Source organism: Sphingomonas koreensis, assembly GCF_002797435.1.
Taxonomy (GTDB): Bacteria; Pseudomonadota; Alphaproteobacteria; order Sphingomonadales; family Sphingomonadaceae; genus Sphingomonas; species Sphingomonas koreensis.
The window spans coordinates 4,128,820-4,143,196 of sequence record NZ_PGEN01000001.1 but is presented as its reverse complement, the minus strand read 5'-3'; the positions used below and the strand labels follow the sequence as shown (position 1 = coordinate 4,143,196).

At 64.7% G+C, this 14,377-nt stretch carries 12 protein-coding genes; 6 read left to right on the top strand and 6 right to left on the bottom strand.

Going from position 1 to position 14,377, the window contains the following annotated elements:
- Window positions 1-31: 31 nt before the first annotated feature.
- Genes BDW16_RS19860 through BDW16_RS19850 form a run of 3 tightly spaced genes read right to left on the bottom strand, consistent with a single transcriptional unit; the run spans window position 32 to window position 3,782 of the window.
- Window positions 32-1,000 (bottom strand): aminoglycoside phosphotransferase family protein, encoded by a 969-nt coding sequence (locus BDW16_RS19860; protein ID WP_174532079.1) that lies wholly within the window; start codon window positions 998-1,000, stop codon window positions 32-34.
- Complete coding sequence (gene tsaE / locus BDW16_RS19855) at window positions 997-1,440, bottom strand: tRNA (adenosine(37)-N6)-threonylcarbamoyltransferase complex ATPase subunit type 1 TsaE (protein ID WP_066581204.1); 444 nt, start codon at window positions 1,438-1,440, stop codon at window positions 997-999. Before tsaE ends, BDW16_RS19860 begins: the two co-directional genes overlap by 4 nt.
- The gene (locus BDW16_RS19850; protein ID WP_066581156.1) at window positions 1,440-3,782 is read right to left on the bottom strand and encodes a sensor histidine kinase; all 2,343 of its coding nucleotides are present in this window, start codon (window positions 3,780-3,782) and stop codon (window positions 1,440-1,442) included. The genes tsaE and BDW16_RS19850 overlap by 1 nt, the downstream gene beginning before the upstream one ends.
- A 218-nt stretch (window positions 3,783-4,000) precedes the next feature.
- Between BDW16_RS19850 and BDW16_RS19845 the strand changes: the two genes are divergently transcribed.
- The 3 genes from BDW16_RS19845 (at window position 4,001) to BDW16_RS19835 (ending at window position 9,568) form a co-directional block, all read left to right on the top strand.
- Window positions 4,001-7,099: a TonB-dependent receptor domain-containing protein gene (locus BDW16_RS19845; protein ID WP_066581158.1), complete on the top strand. Its 3,099-nt coding sequence runs from the start codon at window positions 4,001-4,003 to the stop codon at window positions 7,097-7,099.
- A gap of 86 nt (window positions 7,100-7,185) precedes the next feature.
- On the top strand, window positions 7,186-7,971 hold the full coding sequence (locus tag BDW16_RS19840; protein ID WP_066581164.1) for a hypothetical protein: 786 nt from the start codon (window positions 7,186-7,188) through the stop codon (window positions 7,969-7,971).
- Window positions 7,972-7,999: 28 nt separating this feature from the next.
- Window positions 8,000-9,568 carry a tetratricopeptide repeat-containing sulfotransferase family protein gene (locus BDW16_RS19835; RefSeq protein WP_066581166.1) on the top strand — a complete coding sequence of 523 codons (1,569 nt, stop codon included), beginning with the start codon at window positions 8,000-8,002 and terminating at the stop codon, window positions 9,566-9,568.
- A 57-nt stretch (window positions 9,569-9,625) separates the two neighbouring features.
- Here the strand turns inward: BDW16_RS19835 and ahcY are convergent, their stop codons facing one another.
- Both ahcY and BDW16_RS19825 read right to left on the bottom strand, forming a co-directional pair.
- Window positions 9,626-11,041: an adenosylhomocysteinase gene (gene ahcY, locus BDW16_RS19830; RefSeq protein ID WP_066581168.1), complete on the bottom strand. Its 1,416-nt coding sequence runs from the start codon at window positions 11,039-11,041 to the stop codon at window positions 9,626-9,628.
- Window positions 11,042-11,185: 144 nt separating this feature from the next.
- Entirely contained in the window at window positions 11,186-11,773 is a 588-nt protein-coding gene (locus BDW16_RS19825; RefSeq protein ID WP_198585808.1) for a DUF1579 domain-containing protein, read from the bottom strand.
- A gap of 89 nt (window positions 11,774-11,862) precedes the next feature.
- Between BDW16_RS19825 and BDW16_RS19820 the strand changes: the two genes are divergently transcribed.
- Window positions 11,863-12,828, top strand: a complete 966-nt coding sequence (locus BDW16_RS19820) for a helix-turn-helix transcriptional regulator (RefSeq protein WP_066581170.1) — start codon at window positions 11,863-11,865, stop codon at window positions 12,826-12,828.
- On the opposite strand, the gene BDW16_RS19815 is transcribed toward BDW16_RS19820, so the two are convergent.
- Window positions 12,825-13,385 (bottom strand): YqgE/AlgH family protein, encoded by a 561-nt coding sequence (locus tag BDW16_RS19815; protein WP_066581171.1) that lies wholly within the window; start codon window positions 13,383-13,385, stop codon window positions 12,825-12,827. The two genes, BDW16_RS19820 and BDW16_RS19815, sit on opposite strands and share 4 nt — an antisense overlap.
- Before the next feature lie 108 nt (window positions 13,386-13,493).
- On the opposite strand from BDW16_RS19815, the gene BDW16_RS19810 reads away from it, so the two are divergent.
- Both BDW16_RS19810 and BDW16_RS19805 read left to right on the top strand, forming a co-directional pair.
- A complete protein-coding gene (locus BDW16_RS19810) occupies window positions 13,494-13,973 on the top strand; it encodes a peroxiredoxin (RefSeq protein ID WP_066581172.1) in 480 nt (159 codons plus the stop codon).
- A 105-nt stretch (window positions 13,974-14,078) separates the two neighbouring features.
- Complete coding sequence (locus BDW16_RS19805; protein ID WP_066581173.1) at window positions 14,079-14,318, top strand: hypothetical protein; 240 nt, start codon at window positions 14,079-14,081, stop codon at window positions 14,316-14,318.
- The last annotated feature ends 59 nt before the right edge of the window (window positions 14,319-14,377 follow it).

The window sequence follows — 14,377 nt, the reverse complement described above, 5'->3', positions numbered from 1 at the left end:
ACCGGACGCAACGCAAGCGTCTTCTTCGTCGTCACGCTATCACCGTCATCGGGTCGCCGCGCAGATGCACGGGAATATTGGCGTCGAACCACGCGGCAACGGGCGCCAGCGCTGGATGCTTGAGATCGCGCTCGAGATAGCCCCAGACACGCGGGCAGAGGCTGGGATAACGCGGCTTGCCATCGCGCTTCCACAGCCGGGTGAAGATGCCGATGATCTTTGCGTTCCGCTGCGCGCCCAGCACGTGATAGGCGTCGAAGAACGCCTCGTCCGCGCTGGTGATCCGGCGATAGCGGTCCAGCATCGCCGCCTCCAGATCGGGATGCACGTCGCGGCGGGCGTCCTGCAGCAGCGAGACGAGGTCATAGGCCGGGTGGCCCGCCAGCGCGTCCTGGAAATCGAGCAGGCCGAAGGTTTCGCTGCCCTCGATCAGCATCAGATTCTCGGCATGATAGTCGCGCAGCACCGTTACCGGCGTGCCATCGAGCACCGGTGCCAGCACAAGGTCCCATGCCGCGACATAGCCGTCGATATCGACGTCCAACCCTACCGCCGGGCAATACCATTCGGTCAGCAACGCTGCCTCGCGCTGATAGACGTCGCGGTCATAGGGAGCGACCTCGGCCGCTGCATGGTCGCGCAGGCGGACCAGCACGTCGATCGCGGCCTCATACAGGCGCAGCTCGCTCTCGGGTGCGGCATCGACCGTCTCGCGTAGCCGCGCGTCGCCGAAATCCTCGATCAGCACCAGCCCAGTGTCCAGATCCTCACCATAGATTCGCGGCGCGGCGAATCCCCGCCCGACCAGCCAGCGGGCGACGTCGATGAACGGCCGCGGATCCTCATGCGGCGGCGGCGCATCCATCAGGATCGCGCTGCGCCCAGGCGCCTGCACGCGGAAATAGCGGCGGAACGACGCGTCACCGGCCAGGGGCAGGATCTCGCCATCCCCCCAGCCCAGCTCGTCCAGAAAATACGGCGCCCGTGCGGGCGGATTCATGTCGGGAACCATCGGTCCTTCCATGACGCGGGCACCTGCGCTGTCAAGCCGCGCGCGCCGTCCGGCTCGATCGTCAGGGTGAGCCACAGCGCATCGCTCCATGCGGACGCCGGCAACCGCTCCGGCCACTCGACCACCAGCAGCGAATCATAGCGGGCATCGTCCAGCCCCAATTCCTCTGTCTCGGCCGGATCATCGATGCGGTAGAGATCGACATGCAGCACCGGAAATCGCACTTCTGGCGGCGCATAGGGCTGGACGATCGCGAAACTCGGGCTCGGCGCCTCACCCTCGAGGCCGAGCGCCGCGAGCAATCCGCGCGCGATGCTCGTCTTGCCGGCGCCCAATTGGCCCGACAGTGCGATCACGTCGCCCGGCCGCGCCAGCCCGGCCAGCCGCGCACCCAGCGCCTCGCTCGCGGCGGCATCCTCCAGCCGCATCATGTACGGGGCAGCTCGACGATCACCATCGTTCCCTGCCCCGGCTCGGAGATCAGCTCGATGGTGCCGCCATGCGCCTCGACGAACTGCTTGGCGAGCGGCAGGCCAAGCCCCAGTGCGCGGTCCCCGTCGCGGCTGATGCCGGGCTGGGCGAAGCGCTCGAACGCCTTGTCGGCCAGCTTCTTCGCCATCCCGGGGCCATTATCGGAAACGACGATCCGCGCGCCGCTGGGGCCCCCGTCGATATGCAGCAGCACGCGCCCCTTGTCCGGCGTCCCCGCCACCGCATGGCGCAGCAGATGTTCGACCGTCTGGCGGATGCGCCGCGCATCACCCTCGATGATCCCCGCGCTGCCTTGCACTTCGACGGCCAGCTCGATCCGCTTGGCCTGTGCGGCCGGTGCCACGGCTTGGGCGGCGGCATCCGCCGCCAGTTCCAGATCGACCTTGCCGCGCGCAACCCCGTCATCCTCGCGCGTAAGGTCGAGCACGTCATCGACCAGCGCACCGAGCCGATCGACGGAGGCGAGGATCGCCTCGGTATATTCGCTGCCGCTCTCGCTGAGTTCGCCAGCATAGCCGCCGTGCAGCATCTCCGCGAACCCCTGGATCGACGTGAGCGGGGTGCGCAGCTCGTAGCTCATGTTCGCGACGAACGCGGTCTTGACCCGATCTGCGGCCCGCAACGCTTCGTTGCGCTCGCGCAGCGCATTCTCCACCCGGCGGCGGTCGGAGACGTCAAGCATCGTGAACAGCGCGTTTCCGTCGGGCAGCGGCACTGCCGCGACTTCGAAATAACGACCGTCCTTGAACTCGATCGTCGCGCCGCGCTGCTGTCGCTCGACCGTGGCGGCGCGGATCAGCTCGCCCATCAGCACCGCGCGGCCGGGATTGGCGAGCAGACTGCCCGCCTTCTGCGCCAGCGCGTCGACCCGCGGGTGACTGGAAACGAACGCCTCGTCAAAGCCCCAGAGCTGGCGGAAGCGGTTGTTCCACAGCTGCAAGCGCCCGTCCGCAGTGAATACGCCCAGCGCCTCGAACAGATTGTCGAAAGTCGCGGTCCGAACCCGCAGCAGCGTGTCGCGCGCGCTGGCGAGCTGAACCTGTTCGGTCAGGTCCTCGAAGAACAGCAGCAACCCGCCCTCGGGCAAGGGCTGGGCGACGACGCGCAGGTGATTGCCGCCCGGCAGCGTCCAGTTTTCCTCGCGCGCGGTGTCGGCAACGAACCAGTCGCGCCGTTCGGCCTTCCAGCCGGGGAAGTCGCGGACTACCGGCAGCCGGTTGGACTCGCGCATCCGCTCCAGCACGCGTTCGAACTCCGGCTTGTCGGCCAGCCACTCGTTGCGCATCGCGAACATGCGCCGGAAGGGCTGGTTGCAGAAGACTAGGCTGCGGTCCGCGGCGAACTGGGCCACCCCTGCGGACATGCGGTCGAACATTTCGCGCTGGGCATCCTCGGCACGCTTGATCCCGGCGCGCGCCCGCTCGAGCTCCTCGACATCGACCGCAAAGCCCGCGACACCGCCGGTCGGCAGCGGCACGTCATGGATGTGCAGCATCCGCCGCGCACCCGCGATCGTCGCTGGCAGCTTGACCATCCTGGGCCGCCCCGCCTCCCGCGCCTTGGCGGAGCTGGCGAGCGGGCCGCCCGGCGCTGACGCATCGACCAGTTCGATCCCCGCCTTGACCACAGCCTCGGCATCCTTGCCGTTGACCGCCGTGACATAGGCATTGTTGACCATCGCCAGCCGCAGGTCGCGGTCGCGATACCACATCGGCATCGGCGCCGACTGGATCAGGCCGGTCAGCGACTCGAACGCCTCGCGATAGCGCGTGGCGTTGCCGGAAAGACGCGCCACCTCTTCCTGCGCCTCGGTCGCGTCGAACACCCAGAGCAGCACGCCGCCAGGCGCCCGGATCGCGTCGGGCGCACGCTGCCCGATCATCAGCAAGGTACGCGAAGAGCCCTGCGCACGGACCGTCGCGCGGAACGGGCGCGCGGCCTTCTGCGCTGCCGCTATGTCCTGTTCGAGCGCGGCCGCCTCCGCAGGCGCGAACACCGCTTCATTGCCGGTGATTTCGGACAGGTGCGTCGGCACCGTCTCAAGCCCCAGCAGATCCGCCAGCTTGTCACTCAGTTCGACGCGGCCATCGGCGCGCACCACCATCGCCTGTGCGGGCGCGCTGGCGGAAAGCGCATCGGCGCGCCGATGCGCGTCGAACAGAATTGCGGCCCGGGCTCGAGCGCGAAGTCCGGCGAACAGCATTGCGGCGCTCACCCCGACGAACAGAGCCACGACCGCCCCGGCCGTTACGGCTGCAGCATTTGATATCTCGATCACTGCGTCACGCCGTTCTGCATCCTGCGGCTCTTAGGCCATGGTTCGACGCCCGAAAACCCGGTGCGGCGGCGAAACGCACCATGCATTCGTTGTTGCAACTTTACTACATAGCTCAGCGAACATCGTAACGCGCGCGACATTTTTGTTATCGGGGCTTGCGCTTCCCAATCCATAGAGCAAGGATCGCAACTACTAGTGTAATAGGGGACACTGTAGAAATGGCGAAATCCACGTTCCTGGGCGCAACCGCGCTCCGGTCAGCCGCGCTTTTTGGCTTGGCGATCACCAGCTTCTCATCGGCGCTCGCGCAAGACTCCAGCGACACTGCGGCACAGGTAGAAGATGATGGCGACGCGGTTGTCATCACCGGTTCGCGCATTGGCAGTGTCACACCGTTCAACAGCCCGGATCCTATTTCGGTGATCGATCCGGCGATTATGACGAAGGAGGGAAAGTCCGATCTCGCCGCTATGCTGCAGAACTCACCGATTGCAGCAGGCTCGACACAGATCACGGCAGCCATTTCGTCTAACTTCGTTACCAATGGCGGTCCCGGCGCACAAACAGTCGATCTTCGCGGCCTCGGTCCCAACCGTACGCTTGTCTTGCTGAACGGCCGCCGTGCCGGCCCTGCAGGCACGCGCGGCGGCGTCTCGTCCTTCGATCTCAACGTGCTGCCGGTATCGATCGCCGAGCGGATCGACATCCTCAAGACCGGCGCCTCGTCCATCTATGGTTCGGATGCGGTCGCGGGCGTGGTCAACATCATCACCAAGGCCGATACCAACGGTATCGAGCTGAGTGGCAATGTCTCCGCGCCGTTCGACGGCGGCGGCGAACAGTATCGCATCAGTGCGATCTGGGGAAAAACCTTCGAGCGGGGCCATATCCTGATCGCGGGCGACTATAGCCACACCAACGAATTGAAGCGCGGCGATCGCGATTACCTTGCCTGTCCGGAAGCCTATACCTTCCGTGAGGACGGCAGCCGCGCCGACCTCATCAACCCGCGCACCGGCAAGTACAAGTGCGAGGATCTGACCTGGGGCCATATCTGGCTGTACAACACCGGCCGCCCCGGCAACCTGCAGCTTGACGGACCGGGTGGACCGAACACGGGGCTCAACACCTCTCCCAACCGCCAGACGATTCTGATGCAATATCAGTATCCCGGCGAGAATCTGGGTATTCCCGCCTATGGCGCGCCCGTCAATGGAAGCGATTTCGGCGCCCCCGCCGGCTGGTTCCCCACCGGCTATACGACGGGCACGCTCGCGGTACAGAATTCGTACCATCCGTTCCAGGAAGAGCAGACGATCATCCCGAAGACCGATCTCTACACGGCCTATGCAGAGGGTTCGTATGAGATCACCAACAATGTCGAACTGTTCGGTGAATTCCTGTTCAACCGCCGTGAGACCTATCAGAACGGCTGGCGCCAGTTCTGGAACTATGGCTACACCAGTTCGATCTGGGCATCGGGCTTCACGGGGCCGAACCTGCTCAGCCCGCTTGCCATCACCAATCAGAACGACAGCAGCCAGAGCGTCGACTATTATCGCGGCGTCGGCGGCCTGCGCGGCAAGTTCGGCGGCAACTGGAAGTGGGAAATCTACGGCCAGTACAGCCGGAGCGTCGGCAAGTACCGCAATCAGCAGATCCTCCGCGATGCGTATCAGGCAGGGTATTTCCAGACATCGTCGTGCGTCGGTACCACGACCCCGGTTTCCGGGCGCAAGTGCGTCGACGTTCGCTGGGGCAACCCCAACTTCCTGCGCGGCGACCTGACGCCGGAGGAAATCGGCTTCCTGTTCGAATGGGATGAAGGCAGGACCGCCTACACCCAGCTCACCGGCGAAGCGACGATTTCGGGAGAGTTGTTCAAGCTTCCTGGCGGCCCGGTGGGTATCGCGCTTGGCGCCAATATCCGACGCGACGAAATCAATGACACACCGAGCCAGATGGTGCGGGACGGCAATGCGTGGGGCACTTCGACCGCCGGCATTACCGCCGGTTCGAGCGTGACCACGGAAGCCTTCGGCGAACTCAGCCTTCCGTTGCTTGCGGATATCTCGTTCTTCCGGGAGCTCACGCTCTCGGCCGCCGGGCGCGTCACCAATGTGAAGGCAACCCGGGCCACCCCGATCCCGGGTGAAATCAACGAGTCCAGCACCAACGGCAACTGGACCTACAAGGTCGGCGCCAATTGGGCGGTGAACGATTGGCTGCGCTTCCGCGGCAGCTACGGAACATCGTTCCGGGCCCCTGCCCTGTTCGAACAGTTCCTGGCCGACGAGACCAGCTTCCCGTCGCAGGGGAACATCGATCCGTGCATCAACGTCGATACCAACCTTGCCCTTGGCCGGATCAATCAGCGGACCCGCGACAATTGCGTGGCCGGCCGATCGGCTGCCGACCGGATACCGGTCGACTATGTCGGCGGCACCATCACGGCCACGGCGGTTTCGCAGGGCGGCCTTGGCAAGCTGCGGTCCGAAACGTCCAAGGCATTCGTCGTCGGCGGGATCCTGACGCCGAAGTTCAACTTCATGGGCGAATCGACCCGTATCAGCATCGCCGTCGATTATTTCGACATCCGGGTAAAGGGAGAGATCACCCAGCTCGGTGCCCGAAACATCATCTATGGCTGCTATAACTCGCTCGATTTCCCGAACGATCCTCTGTGCAGCCTGTTCACGCGCGGTCAGAGCGGAAATCCGCTGGGTATCGATGAGGTGTTCGACAAATATGTGAACATCGCCAGCCAGCGGAACAGCGGCGTCGATCTGACCGTCAACATCCGCCAGGATCTGGGCCGCTTCGGTTCGTTCAGCGCCACCGCGGACATGACCTGGCAGACCACCGACACGTTCCAGTTGCTGCCGACCTCACCGACGACGTCGGATAATGGCGAAGCAGGCTCGCCGCGCTGGATCGGTGACTTCCGGTTCGTCTGGGATCTTCCCAGCACCGGCACGAGTGTCTTCTACGGCCTCAACGTCATTGGCGGCACGTCGGATCTTGGGGACTTCCTGCGGAACAATGGCGGAAATCGCTGCATTGTTTCGTCACTGCGCGGAACCTACTGCCCCAATCTCGATGTCCCTGCGGTCTTCTACCACAACCTGTCGGTTACGCAGGAGGTTGGCGACAGGTTCGAACTGACGCTTGGCGTCAGCAACCTGTTCAACACCCGCCCGCCGCGCGTCTCCGTGCTCAACGGGGGCGAGATCTCGATGATGGGTCCGGTGGTCGCAGCATCGCAGTACAGCTTCGTCGGGCGTCGCGCGTTCATCAACGCCCGGGCAAAATTCTAGGCATATCGAAGCTTCCGATCGACCGGGCGGCATGGCAACATGCCGCCCGGTTCTTTTGTGCCTTGGATTGAGAAAGCGTCCCGTTCATGCCTGAAGTTATGGTGAAGCCAGACACCCTCGACGCCGAAAATCGCCGCTTCGCCCAAGCGCCACTCCGCCAGCCCGTTTTTCTGAACAGCGTGCCCAAGAGTGGCAGTCATTTGCTGCGCAACATCGTGCGCATGTTCGTACCGGTCGAACAGCAATATGCCGCCGATTTCATCCAATGGCCCAACCTGCAGCAGCACCGGCACGCGTTCGACCCTCGCGCACCGAAGCTCAGTTGGGGCCACCTCTTCCTGGCAGACGCTTCCGCGATCGAGACGGCGCCCGCACGTCGTATCCTGCTCTATCGCGACCCCCATGATTGGGTGATTGCCCGCGCCCGCTTCTTCCTGTCCGAACAGTTTAGCGGCAATGTCGACCGTCTGAAGTCAGGAGACCTCAACATCGACGAACTGTTGACCATGATGATCTTCGGACTTCCGGGTAAGGCCCCTTCGCTCCGCGACATCTACGAGATGAACGCCGCCGCCTGGCTCGGCGCGCGCGCCCATGTTGTGAAGTTCGAGGATCTGAGCGCGAGTCTGCGCGATCTCGAAGCCCCTGCCGCGGCCAGTTTCTTTAGCAACCTGCTGGAAGCCTGCGGCATCGATCTTCCCGGAGATTGGCGCGAGCGTGTCCGGATCGGTTCGGATCCGCTGCAAAGCGGCACCGCGCGCGAAAATCTGACCGGGATTACAAAAGAGCTTCCGCAGACGCTCGGGCCGCGCCATCGCGCGCTGGTCGATTATCAGGCCCCCGGCCTGCGCGCGCTGCTCGGCTATCAATGACCAGAAGATCGGGACCAGCATCGATTCCATGATCACCGCCTATCCTCTCCTAAGCGAAGCGGCAGATCTCGCCGCCAATGGCCAGCTTGACCAAGCCGCGCAGCGAGCGATCGAACATCTCCGCCGGCATCCGAACGAACCTCGCGGCCTTGCCCAACTCGGTGAAATCGCGCTGCAGATGGGTGCGCTCGGCCAGGCGGAGAGCTTTCTGCGCTCGGCAATCGCGAATGGCGCGTCCGACCTCGCGGTCCGCCGCAACCTTGCGTCGATCCTCCACCAGCAGGAGCGTCTGGACGAGGCAAACGCCATACTCGAACAGCTGGAGCGGGAAACGGACGATCCCACCCTTTCGGCGACGCGCGCGCTCATCCTCGACAAGCTCGGCCGCAATGCCGACGCATTGGCGGTGCTCGAGCAACTGATCGTCTCGCACGGCGACCGCACGCATTTCTGGATCGCATACGGCCATGCGCTTCGCGCAGCGGGCCGGGTTGCCGATTCCATCGACGCCTATCGCAAGGCCGCGACCATCGATTTCGAGTGCGGCGAGGCCTGGTGGGGGCTGGCCAGTATCAAACAGCGGATCCTCACGGACGAGGATATGGTGGAAATTCGCCGTGGCATCGACATCGCGATCGATGTGCGCAACAGCGCGCCGCTCCACTTCGCCCTTGCCCGCGCACTGCATGACCGGTCGCAGTTCGAAGACGCGTTCCATCACTATGCCGAAGCCAACAGCCAACGCGCGGAAAGCATCGGCTATGACTCCCGCGAGCTTACCGGCGAGGTGACCGAGGTTGAGCGCAGGGTCGATTCTGCCTTCATGCATCGCCTCGGCACGCGGCCGGTCGGCGAAGCGACCCCCATCTTCATCGTGAGCCTGCCGCGCTCGGGCTCAACCTTGCTGGAACAGATGCTGGGCAGCCATCCGGAGATCGAGCCCACCGACGAGCTGCTCTACATTCCCGCCATCCTCCGTTCGGCGATGGAAATGGCGACGCGCCGCGGCCCCGTGACCGTGCCGCAGCTCATCGCCGGTATCAGCGACGACTATGCAGCCGCGATGGGCACGGAGTATCTGCGCCGTGCCGCGCTGCACCGAAAGACCACCCGCCCCTTCTTCATCGACAAGCTGCCGAACAACTGGAGCAATGTCCTCTTCATCCGCCGCATCCTACCACACGCCCGTTTCGTCGACATCCGTCGCAACCCGATGGATTGCTGCTTCTCGAACTTCACCCAGTCCTTCTCGAGCGCCCATGCTTCGTCGTTCGCGCTTCGCGATATCGGTCAATGCTATGCCGACTATGTCCGGTTGATGGCGCATCTCGACCAGGTCGCGCCGGGCATGATCCATCACCTAAGCTATGAGCAGCTAGTCGAGGATGCCGAGCCGAACCTGCGGCAGATGCTCAACTATCTGGGTCTCGACTGGGATCCCGCGCTGCTCGACTTCCACCGTCTCGATCGCGTCGTGCGCACGCCGAGCAGCGAACAGGTGCGCCGTCCGCTCAACCGCGAGGGAATGAACATTTGGAAGCCCTATTCGCAATGGCTGGATCCGTTGCGCGACGTACTCGGCCCGCTCGCCAGCTGACATGAAAAGGGCGCGTCCATCGCTGGACGCGCCCCTCTCGTTCGGCTTGCGCCGATCTCAGTAGCGGTAGTGATCCGGCTTGAACGGACCGTCAACCGGCACGCCGATATAGTCGGCCTGCTTCTGGCTGAGCTTGGTCAGCTTCACGCCCAGCTTCTCGAGGTGCAGCTCGGCAACCTTCTCGTCGAGATGCTTCGGAAGGACGAACACGTCGTTCGCGTACTCGCTGCCCTTGGTCCACAGTTCGATCTGCGCCAGCACCTGGTTGGTGAAGGACGAGGACATCACGAACGACGGGTGGCCGGTCGCGTTGCCGAGGTTCACCAGGCGGCCCTTCGACAGGATGATGATCTGCTTGCCGTCCGGAAACTCGACCAGGTCGACCTGCGGCTTCACTTCGGTCCACTTGTAGTTCGACAGGGCGGCGATCTGGATCTCGCTGTCGAAGTGTCCGATGTTACACACGATGGCCATGTTCTTCATGCCCTTCATGTGCTCCGCGGTGATCACATCGGCATTGCCGGTCGCGGTGCAGAAGATGTCGGCGCGCTCGACGGCCTCTTCCATCGTCACGACCTCAAAGCCCTCCATCGCTGCCTGCAGCGCGCAGATCGGATCGATTTCGGTGACGAGGACGCGCGCACCGCCGTTGCGCAGCGACTGGGCCGAGCCCTTGCCGACATCGCCGAAGCCGGCGACGCAGGCGACCTTGCCGGCCAGCATCACGTCGGTGCCGCGGCGGATCGCATCGACCAGCGATTCCTTGCAGCCGTAGAGGTTGTCGAACTTCGACTTGGTGACGCTGTCGTTGACGTTGATCGCCGGGAAGGGCAACTCGCCCTTCTTCGCGATCGCATAAAGCCGATGCACGCCGGTCGTGGTCTCTTCCGACACGCCCTTGATGTTCTTGACGGTCTCGGTGAGGTAGCCCGGACGCTTGGCGATGAACGCCTTCAGCGCGCGCTGCATCTCGACCTCTTCCTCGTTCTCGGGCTCAGGCATGGTGTGCCCGGCCTCGAGCTTCGCGCCCCACAGCGCGAACATCGTGGCGTCGCCGCCATCGTCGAGGATCATGTTGCAGGTCTGGCCTTCGACCTCGCCGTCCCAGCTGAAGATGTCGCCGACATAGTCCCAATATTCGGCCAGGCTCTCGCCCTTCACCGCGAACACCGGAACGCCCGACGCAGCGATTGCGGCGGCGGCATGATCCTGGGTCGAGAAGATGTTGCACGTCGCCCAGCGGACCTGCGCGCCGAGCGCGGTCAGCGTCTCGATCAGCACCGCGGTCTGGATCGTCATGTGCAGCGAGCCGGTGATGCGCGCGCCCTTCAGCGGCTGCGAGGCACCAAACTCGGCACGCAGCGCCATCAGGCCGGGCATTTCGGTCTCGGCGATGTTCATCTCGGCGCGGCCGAAATCGGCGAGCGAGATATCCTTGACGACGTAGTCGGTTTTTTCGAGCACGGTGGCCACGCTGGTTCTCCGGTGATGAATCTTCCTGGCGCCGGGAATCCCGGCGGCATCACCGCGCCCCTAGCGAATAAGCCGCGTCAGCGCAAATGAAACATAAAGATATCTTTATATGCCATTCGCGCCGACTGGCGAACCGCGTGCGATTCACGCCGCGACGCGGGTGAAATCCATGTGCCAGTTGCTCTCCCAGCTTTTGCCGCCGTCGGTAGAGAAAGCCTGCTCCCAATGCGCGGAGGTCGCGGTGATCGCGGACCAGCGGAACATCGCCGTTACCGGGATGCCCTCATGCGTGTCCGCGCCCATGAAGGTGCCGACCCCGTCCCGGAACTCGCCCCAGACCGGCGGCTCCATCCGGGCATAACGGGAATCGATCCACCAGATTCCCCATTTGCGGGTCTCCGGATTGAAGCAGCGCACGCTGACCCCGCGATAGTCGCCCGCGGGCAGCTCGATCACATTGTCATCGACATTCGCGGCGCCGCCCATCAGCGGCCAATTGACGCAGGTGCCGTCGAACTCCTGCCATTCGGTACTGCCAGTCAGCCGCGACTTGAGCCGGCGGTGCCGCACCTTCCAGCTTCCGGCGAGCCAGGCCCAATCCGATTCCGGACCTTTCGATGCCGGCCCTGCCGCATCGGCGCGAAAACCCTGAACCAGCAGTCCGCCGGCCGCGGCGAGCCCCAATGCCTGGACAAGCGCACTGCGGCGCGTTTCGAGAGTCGGCATATGCATAGCGTGTATCTCCGGTCGATTGCGTGCGGCCGGACATTGCGCCCCTAAAGCTGACATCTTTTGTCAGCTATTCCTGATACACGTTCGAAATGCGCGCGAGCCGCCTCGTTTCGATCCTTTTGCTGCTGCAGGCCCGCGGCCGAATGACCGCGCAGACGCTGGCGGACGAGTTCGAGGTTTCGGTCCGCACCATCTATCGCGACATCGATGATCTCAGCGCCTCGGGCGTTCCGGTCTATGCCGATCGCGGGCGCGAGGGCGGGTTTCAGCTGCTCGAAGGCTATACGACGCGGCTGACCGGCATGACCCCGGCCGAGGCGGAGTCGCTGTTCCTCTCCGGGCTCGAGGGCCCGGCGGCCGAGCTGGGTCTCGGCGAATCCACCGCAGCCGCGCGGCTGAAGCTGCTGGCCGCGCTTCCCTCCGCCCGCCGCGCCGACGCCTCGCGCGTCGCAGCCCGCTTCCACCTCGATCCGATCGACTGGTATCGCACGGCGAGCGACATCGCCTTCCTGCCCCGGCTCGCCGCTGCGGTATGGGGAGCCGAACGCATCCAGGTGCAGTATGAAAGCTGGAACGCCACGACCGAGCGCACCCTCTCCCCGCTGGGCCTCGTCCTCAAGGGCGGCATCTGGTATCTCGTCGCTGCCGGCCGCTCGGTGCCGCGGACCTACCGCGTCGATGCGATCCGCGCGCTCGACCTGACCGGCGAGCAGTTCGAACGTCCCGCCGATTTCGACCTTGCCGCGCACTGGACCGCCAGCGTCCGCGCGTTCGAGGCGAGTCTGTATCAAGGAACCGCGACGATCCGTCTTTCGCCGCTGGGCATGGAGCGGCTGCCCGTCCTTGCCGCAGCCGCGGTCGAGATGGCGCGCCGGACCGCATCTGCGCCCGGTGCCGACGGCTGGGTGCAGGCGACGATCCCGGTCGAGACCATCGACCACGCCGTGCGCGAGTTGCTCAAGCTGGGGATCGAGACCGAAGTGCTGGCGCCGCCCGGTCTGCGCGACGCAATGTGTGATGCCGCAGCAACCCTCGCCGCGCGGTACGCAAGCTAGGCGGTGCCGGTGACCGGCGCGAGCAGCCGAGGATCGATCCCTTCGCGCGCGAACCCCTGCTCCCAGCGCCGATAGACATCGACGTCATAGAGCAGATCGATCGCACCCGGCACGTTGAACCAGCCGTGGCGAGTCATTTCCTCGTCCAGCTGCCCCTCGCCCCAGCCAGCATAGCCCAAGGCGACCAGCCAGTGCGACGGCCCCTTGCCTTCGGCAATCGCACGCAACACGTCGATCGTGCCCGACAGCGCCCAGCGCCCGGCGACATCGACCGTGTCCTGCCCGCCCCAGTCGGGCGAGTGGAGCACGAAACCGCGCTGCGGTTCGACCGGCCCGCCGAAATGCACCGGCGCGTCGGGAGCCTCGCCCGGATCGATCTCGAATTGCTGGAGCAGTTCGTGCAACCCCAGGCCCGATACCGTCTGGCCAATGCCGATGCCCAATGCGCCATGCTCATCATGCGCGCACATCGCGATCACCGCGCGCTCGAACCGCGGGTCGCCGATCCCGGGCAATGCGAGCAGGATCTGGCCGACAAGATACGCTGAGGACTCCATATCCGCTCAACATATCGGCAGCCGATCGGCTCCGCCACGCTTGAAAAAGCCGCGCCGTGCGCCAATTGAGGCACGGCCCGCATGTCGCGGCGCGAGAGGAGATTCAGCATGACCATCCAAGTCGGCGATCGCGTGCCCAGCACCACCTTCGTCAAGCCCACCGAGAACGGCCCGGAACAGGTCAGCTCGGACGAGTTCTTCGCTGGCCGCAAGGTCGCGCTCTTCTCCGTACCCGGTGCCTTCACCCCCACCTGCTCGGCGCGCCACCTGCCCGGCTATGTCGAGAAGGCGGCCGAGCTCAAGGCCAAGGGCGTGGACGAGATCGCCTGCACCGCGGTCAACGATGCGTTCGTGATGGGCGCCTGGGGCAAGAGCGCCGATGCCGGCGACATCGCAATGCTCGCCGACGGCAATGGCGAGTTCGCCAAGGCGGTCGGCCTGGAAATGGACGGCAGCAAGTTCGGCCTCGGCACCCGCGGCCAGCGCTTCTCGATGCTCGTCAATGACGGCGTCGTCGAGCAGCTTCACGTCGAGGCGCCCGGCGAGTTCAAGGTCAGCTCGGCCGAGTATCTGCTCGACAATCTCTGATCGCGTTCACGATCGCCTGAAACGTTTCGCGGGCGCGACGGTCCCCTCGGCCGGGGGGAACCGCCGCGCCCGCAATCGGTTCTTTCGGTGGAAAGGAGACGCGTGATGATGGAAGAGACCACGCCGCCTGTGCTTGAGATCGAAGCCGAAGAAAAGTTGCTCGACCGGACCAGGGATGCGCTCGCCGATGCCCGCGAAGCGGTGACCGAGGCTGTGAACAGCGCGATCGAGACCGCGAAGAAGCATCCGGCGGCTACCGCAGCAGTGGCGGCCGGGGCGGCGGCTGCAGTCGCGGGCGCTGCCTATGGCATCAGCAAACTCCGCGAGAAAGAAGACGCCAAGTAAGCCGGTCTAAAACTCGGCTGGGCGCGCGGGTTCTGCCCGCGCGTCACATTCCCGGCGCG

Coding starts and splice junctions, on each gene's coding strand:
- BDW16_RS19860 (WP_174532079.1), bottom strand. CDS start 1,000: ATGAATCCGCCCGCACGGGCGCCGTATTTTCTGGACGAGCTGGGCTGG.
- tsaE (WP_066581204.1), bottom strand. CDS start 1,440: ATGCGGCTGGAGGATGCCGCCGCGAGCGAGGCGCTGGGTGCGCGGCTG.
- BDW16_RS19845 (WP_066581158.1), top strand. CDS start 4,001: ATGGCGAAATCCACGTTCCTGGGCGCAACCGCGCTCCGGTCAGCCGCG.
- BDW16_RS19840 (WP_066581164.1), top strand. CDS start 7,186: ATGCCTGAAGTTATGGTGAAGCCAGACACCCTCGACGCCGAAAATCGC.
- BDW16_RS19835 (WP_066581166.1), top strand. CDS start 8,000: ATGATCACCGCCTATCCTCTCCTAAGCGAAGCGGCAGATCTCGCCGCC.
- BDW16_RS19825 (WP_198585808.1), bottom strand. CDS start 11,773: ATGCATATGCCGACTCTCGAAACGCGCCGCAGTGCGCTTGTCCAGGCA.
- BDW16_RS19820 (WP_066581170.1), top strand. CDS start 11,863: ATGCGCGCGAGCCGCCTCGTTTCGATCCTTTTGCTGCTGCAGGCCCGC.
- BDW16_RS19815 (WP_066581171.1), bottom strand. CDS start 13,385: ATGGAGTCCTCAGCGTATCTTGTCGGCCAGATCCTGCTCGCATTGCCC.
- BDW16_RS19810 (WP_066581172.1), top strand. CDS start 13,494: ATGACCATCCAAGTCGGCGATCGCGTGCCCAGCACCACCTTCGTCAAG.
- BDW16_RS19805 (WP_066581173.1), top strand. CDS start 14,079: ATGATGGAAGAGACCACGCCGCCTGTGCTTGAGATCGAAGCCGAAGAA.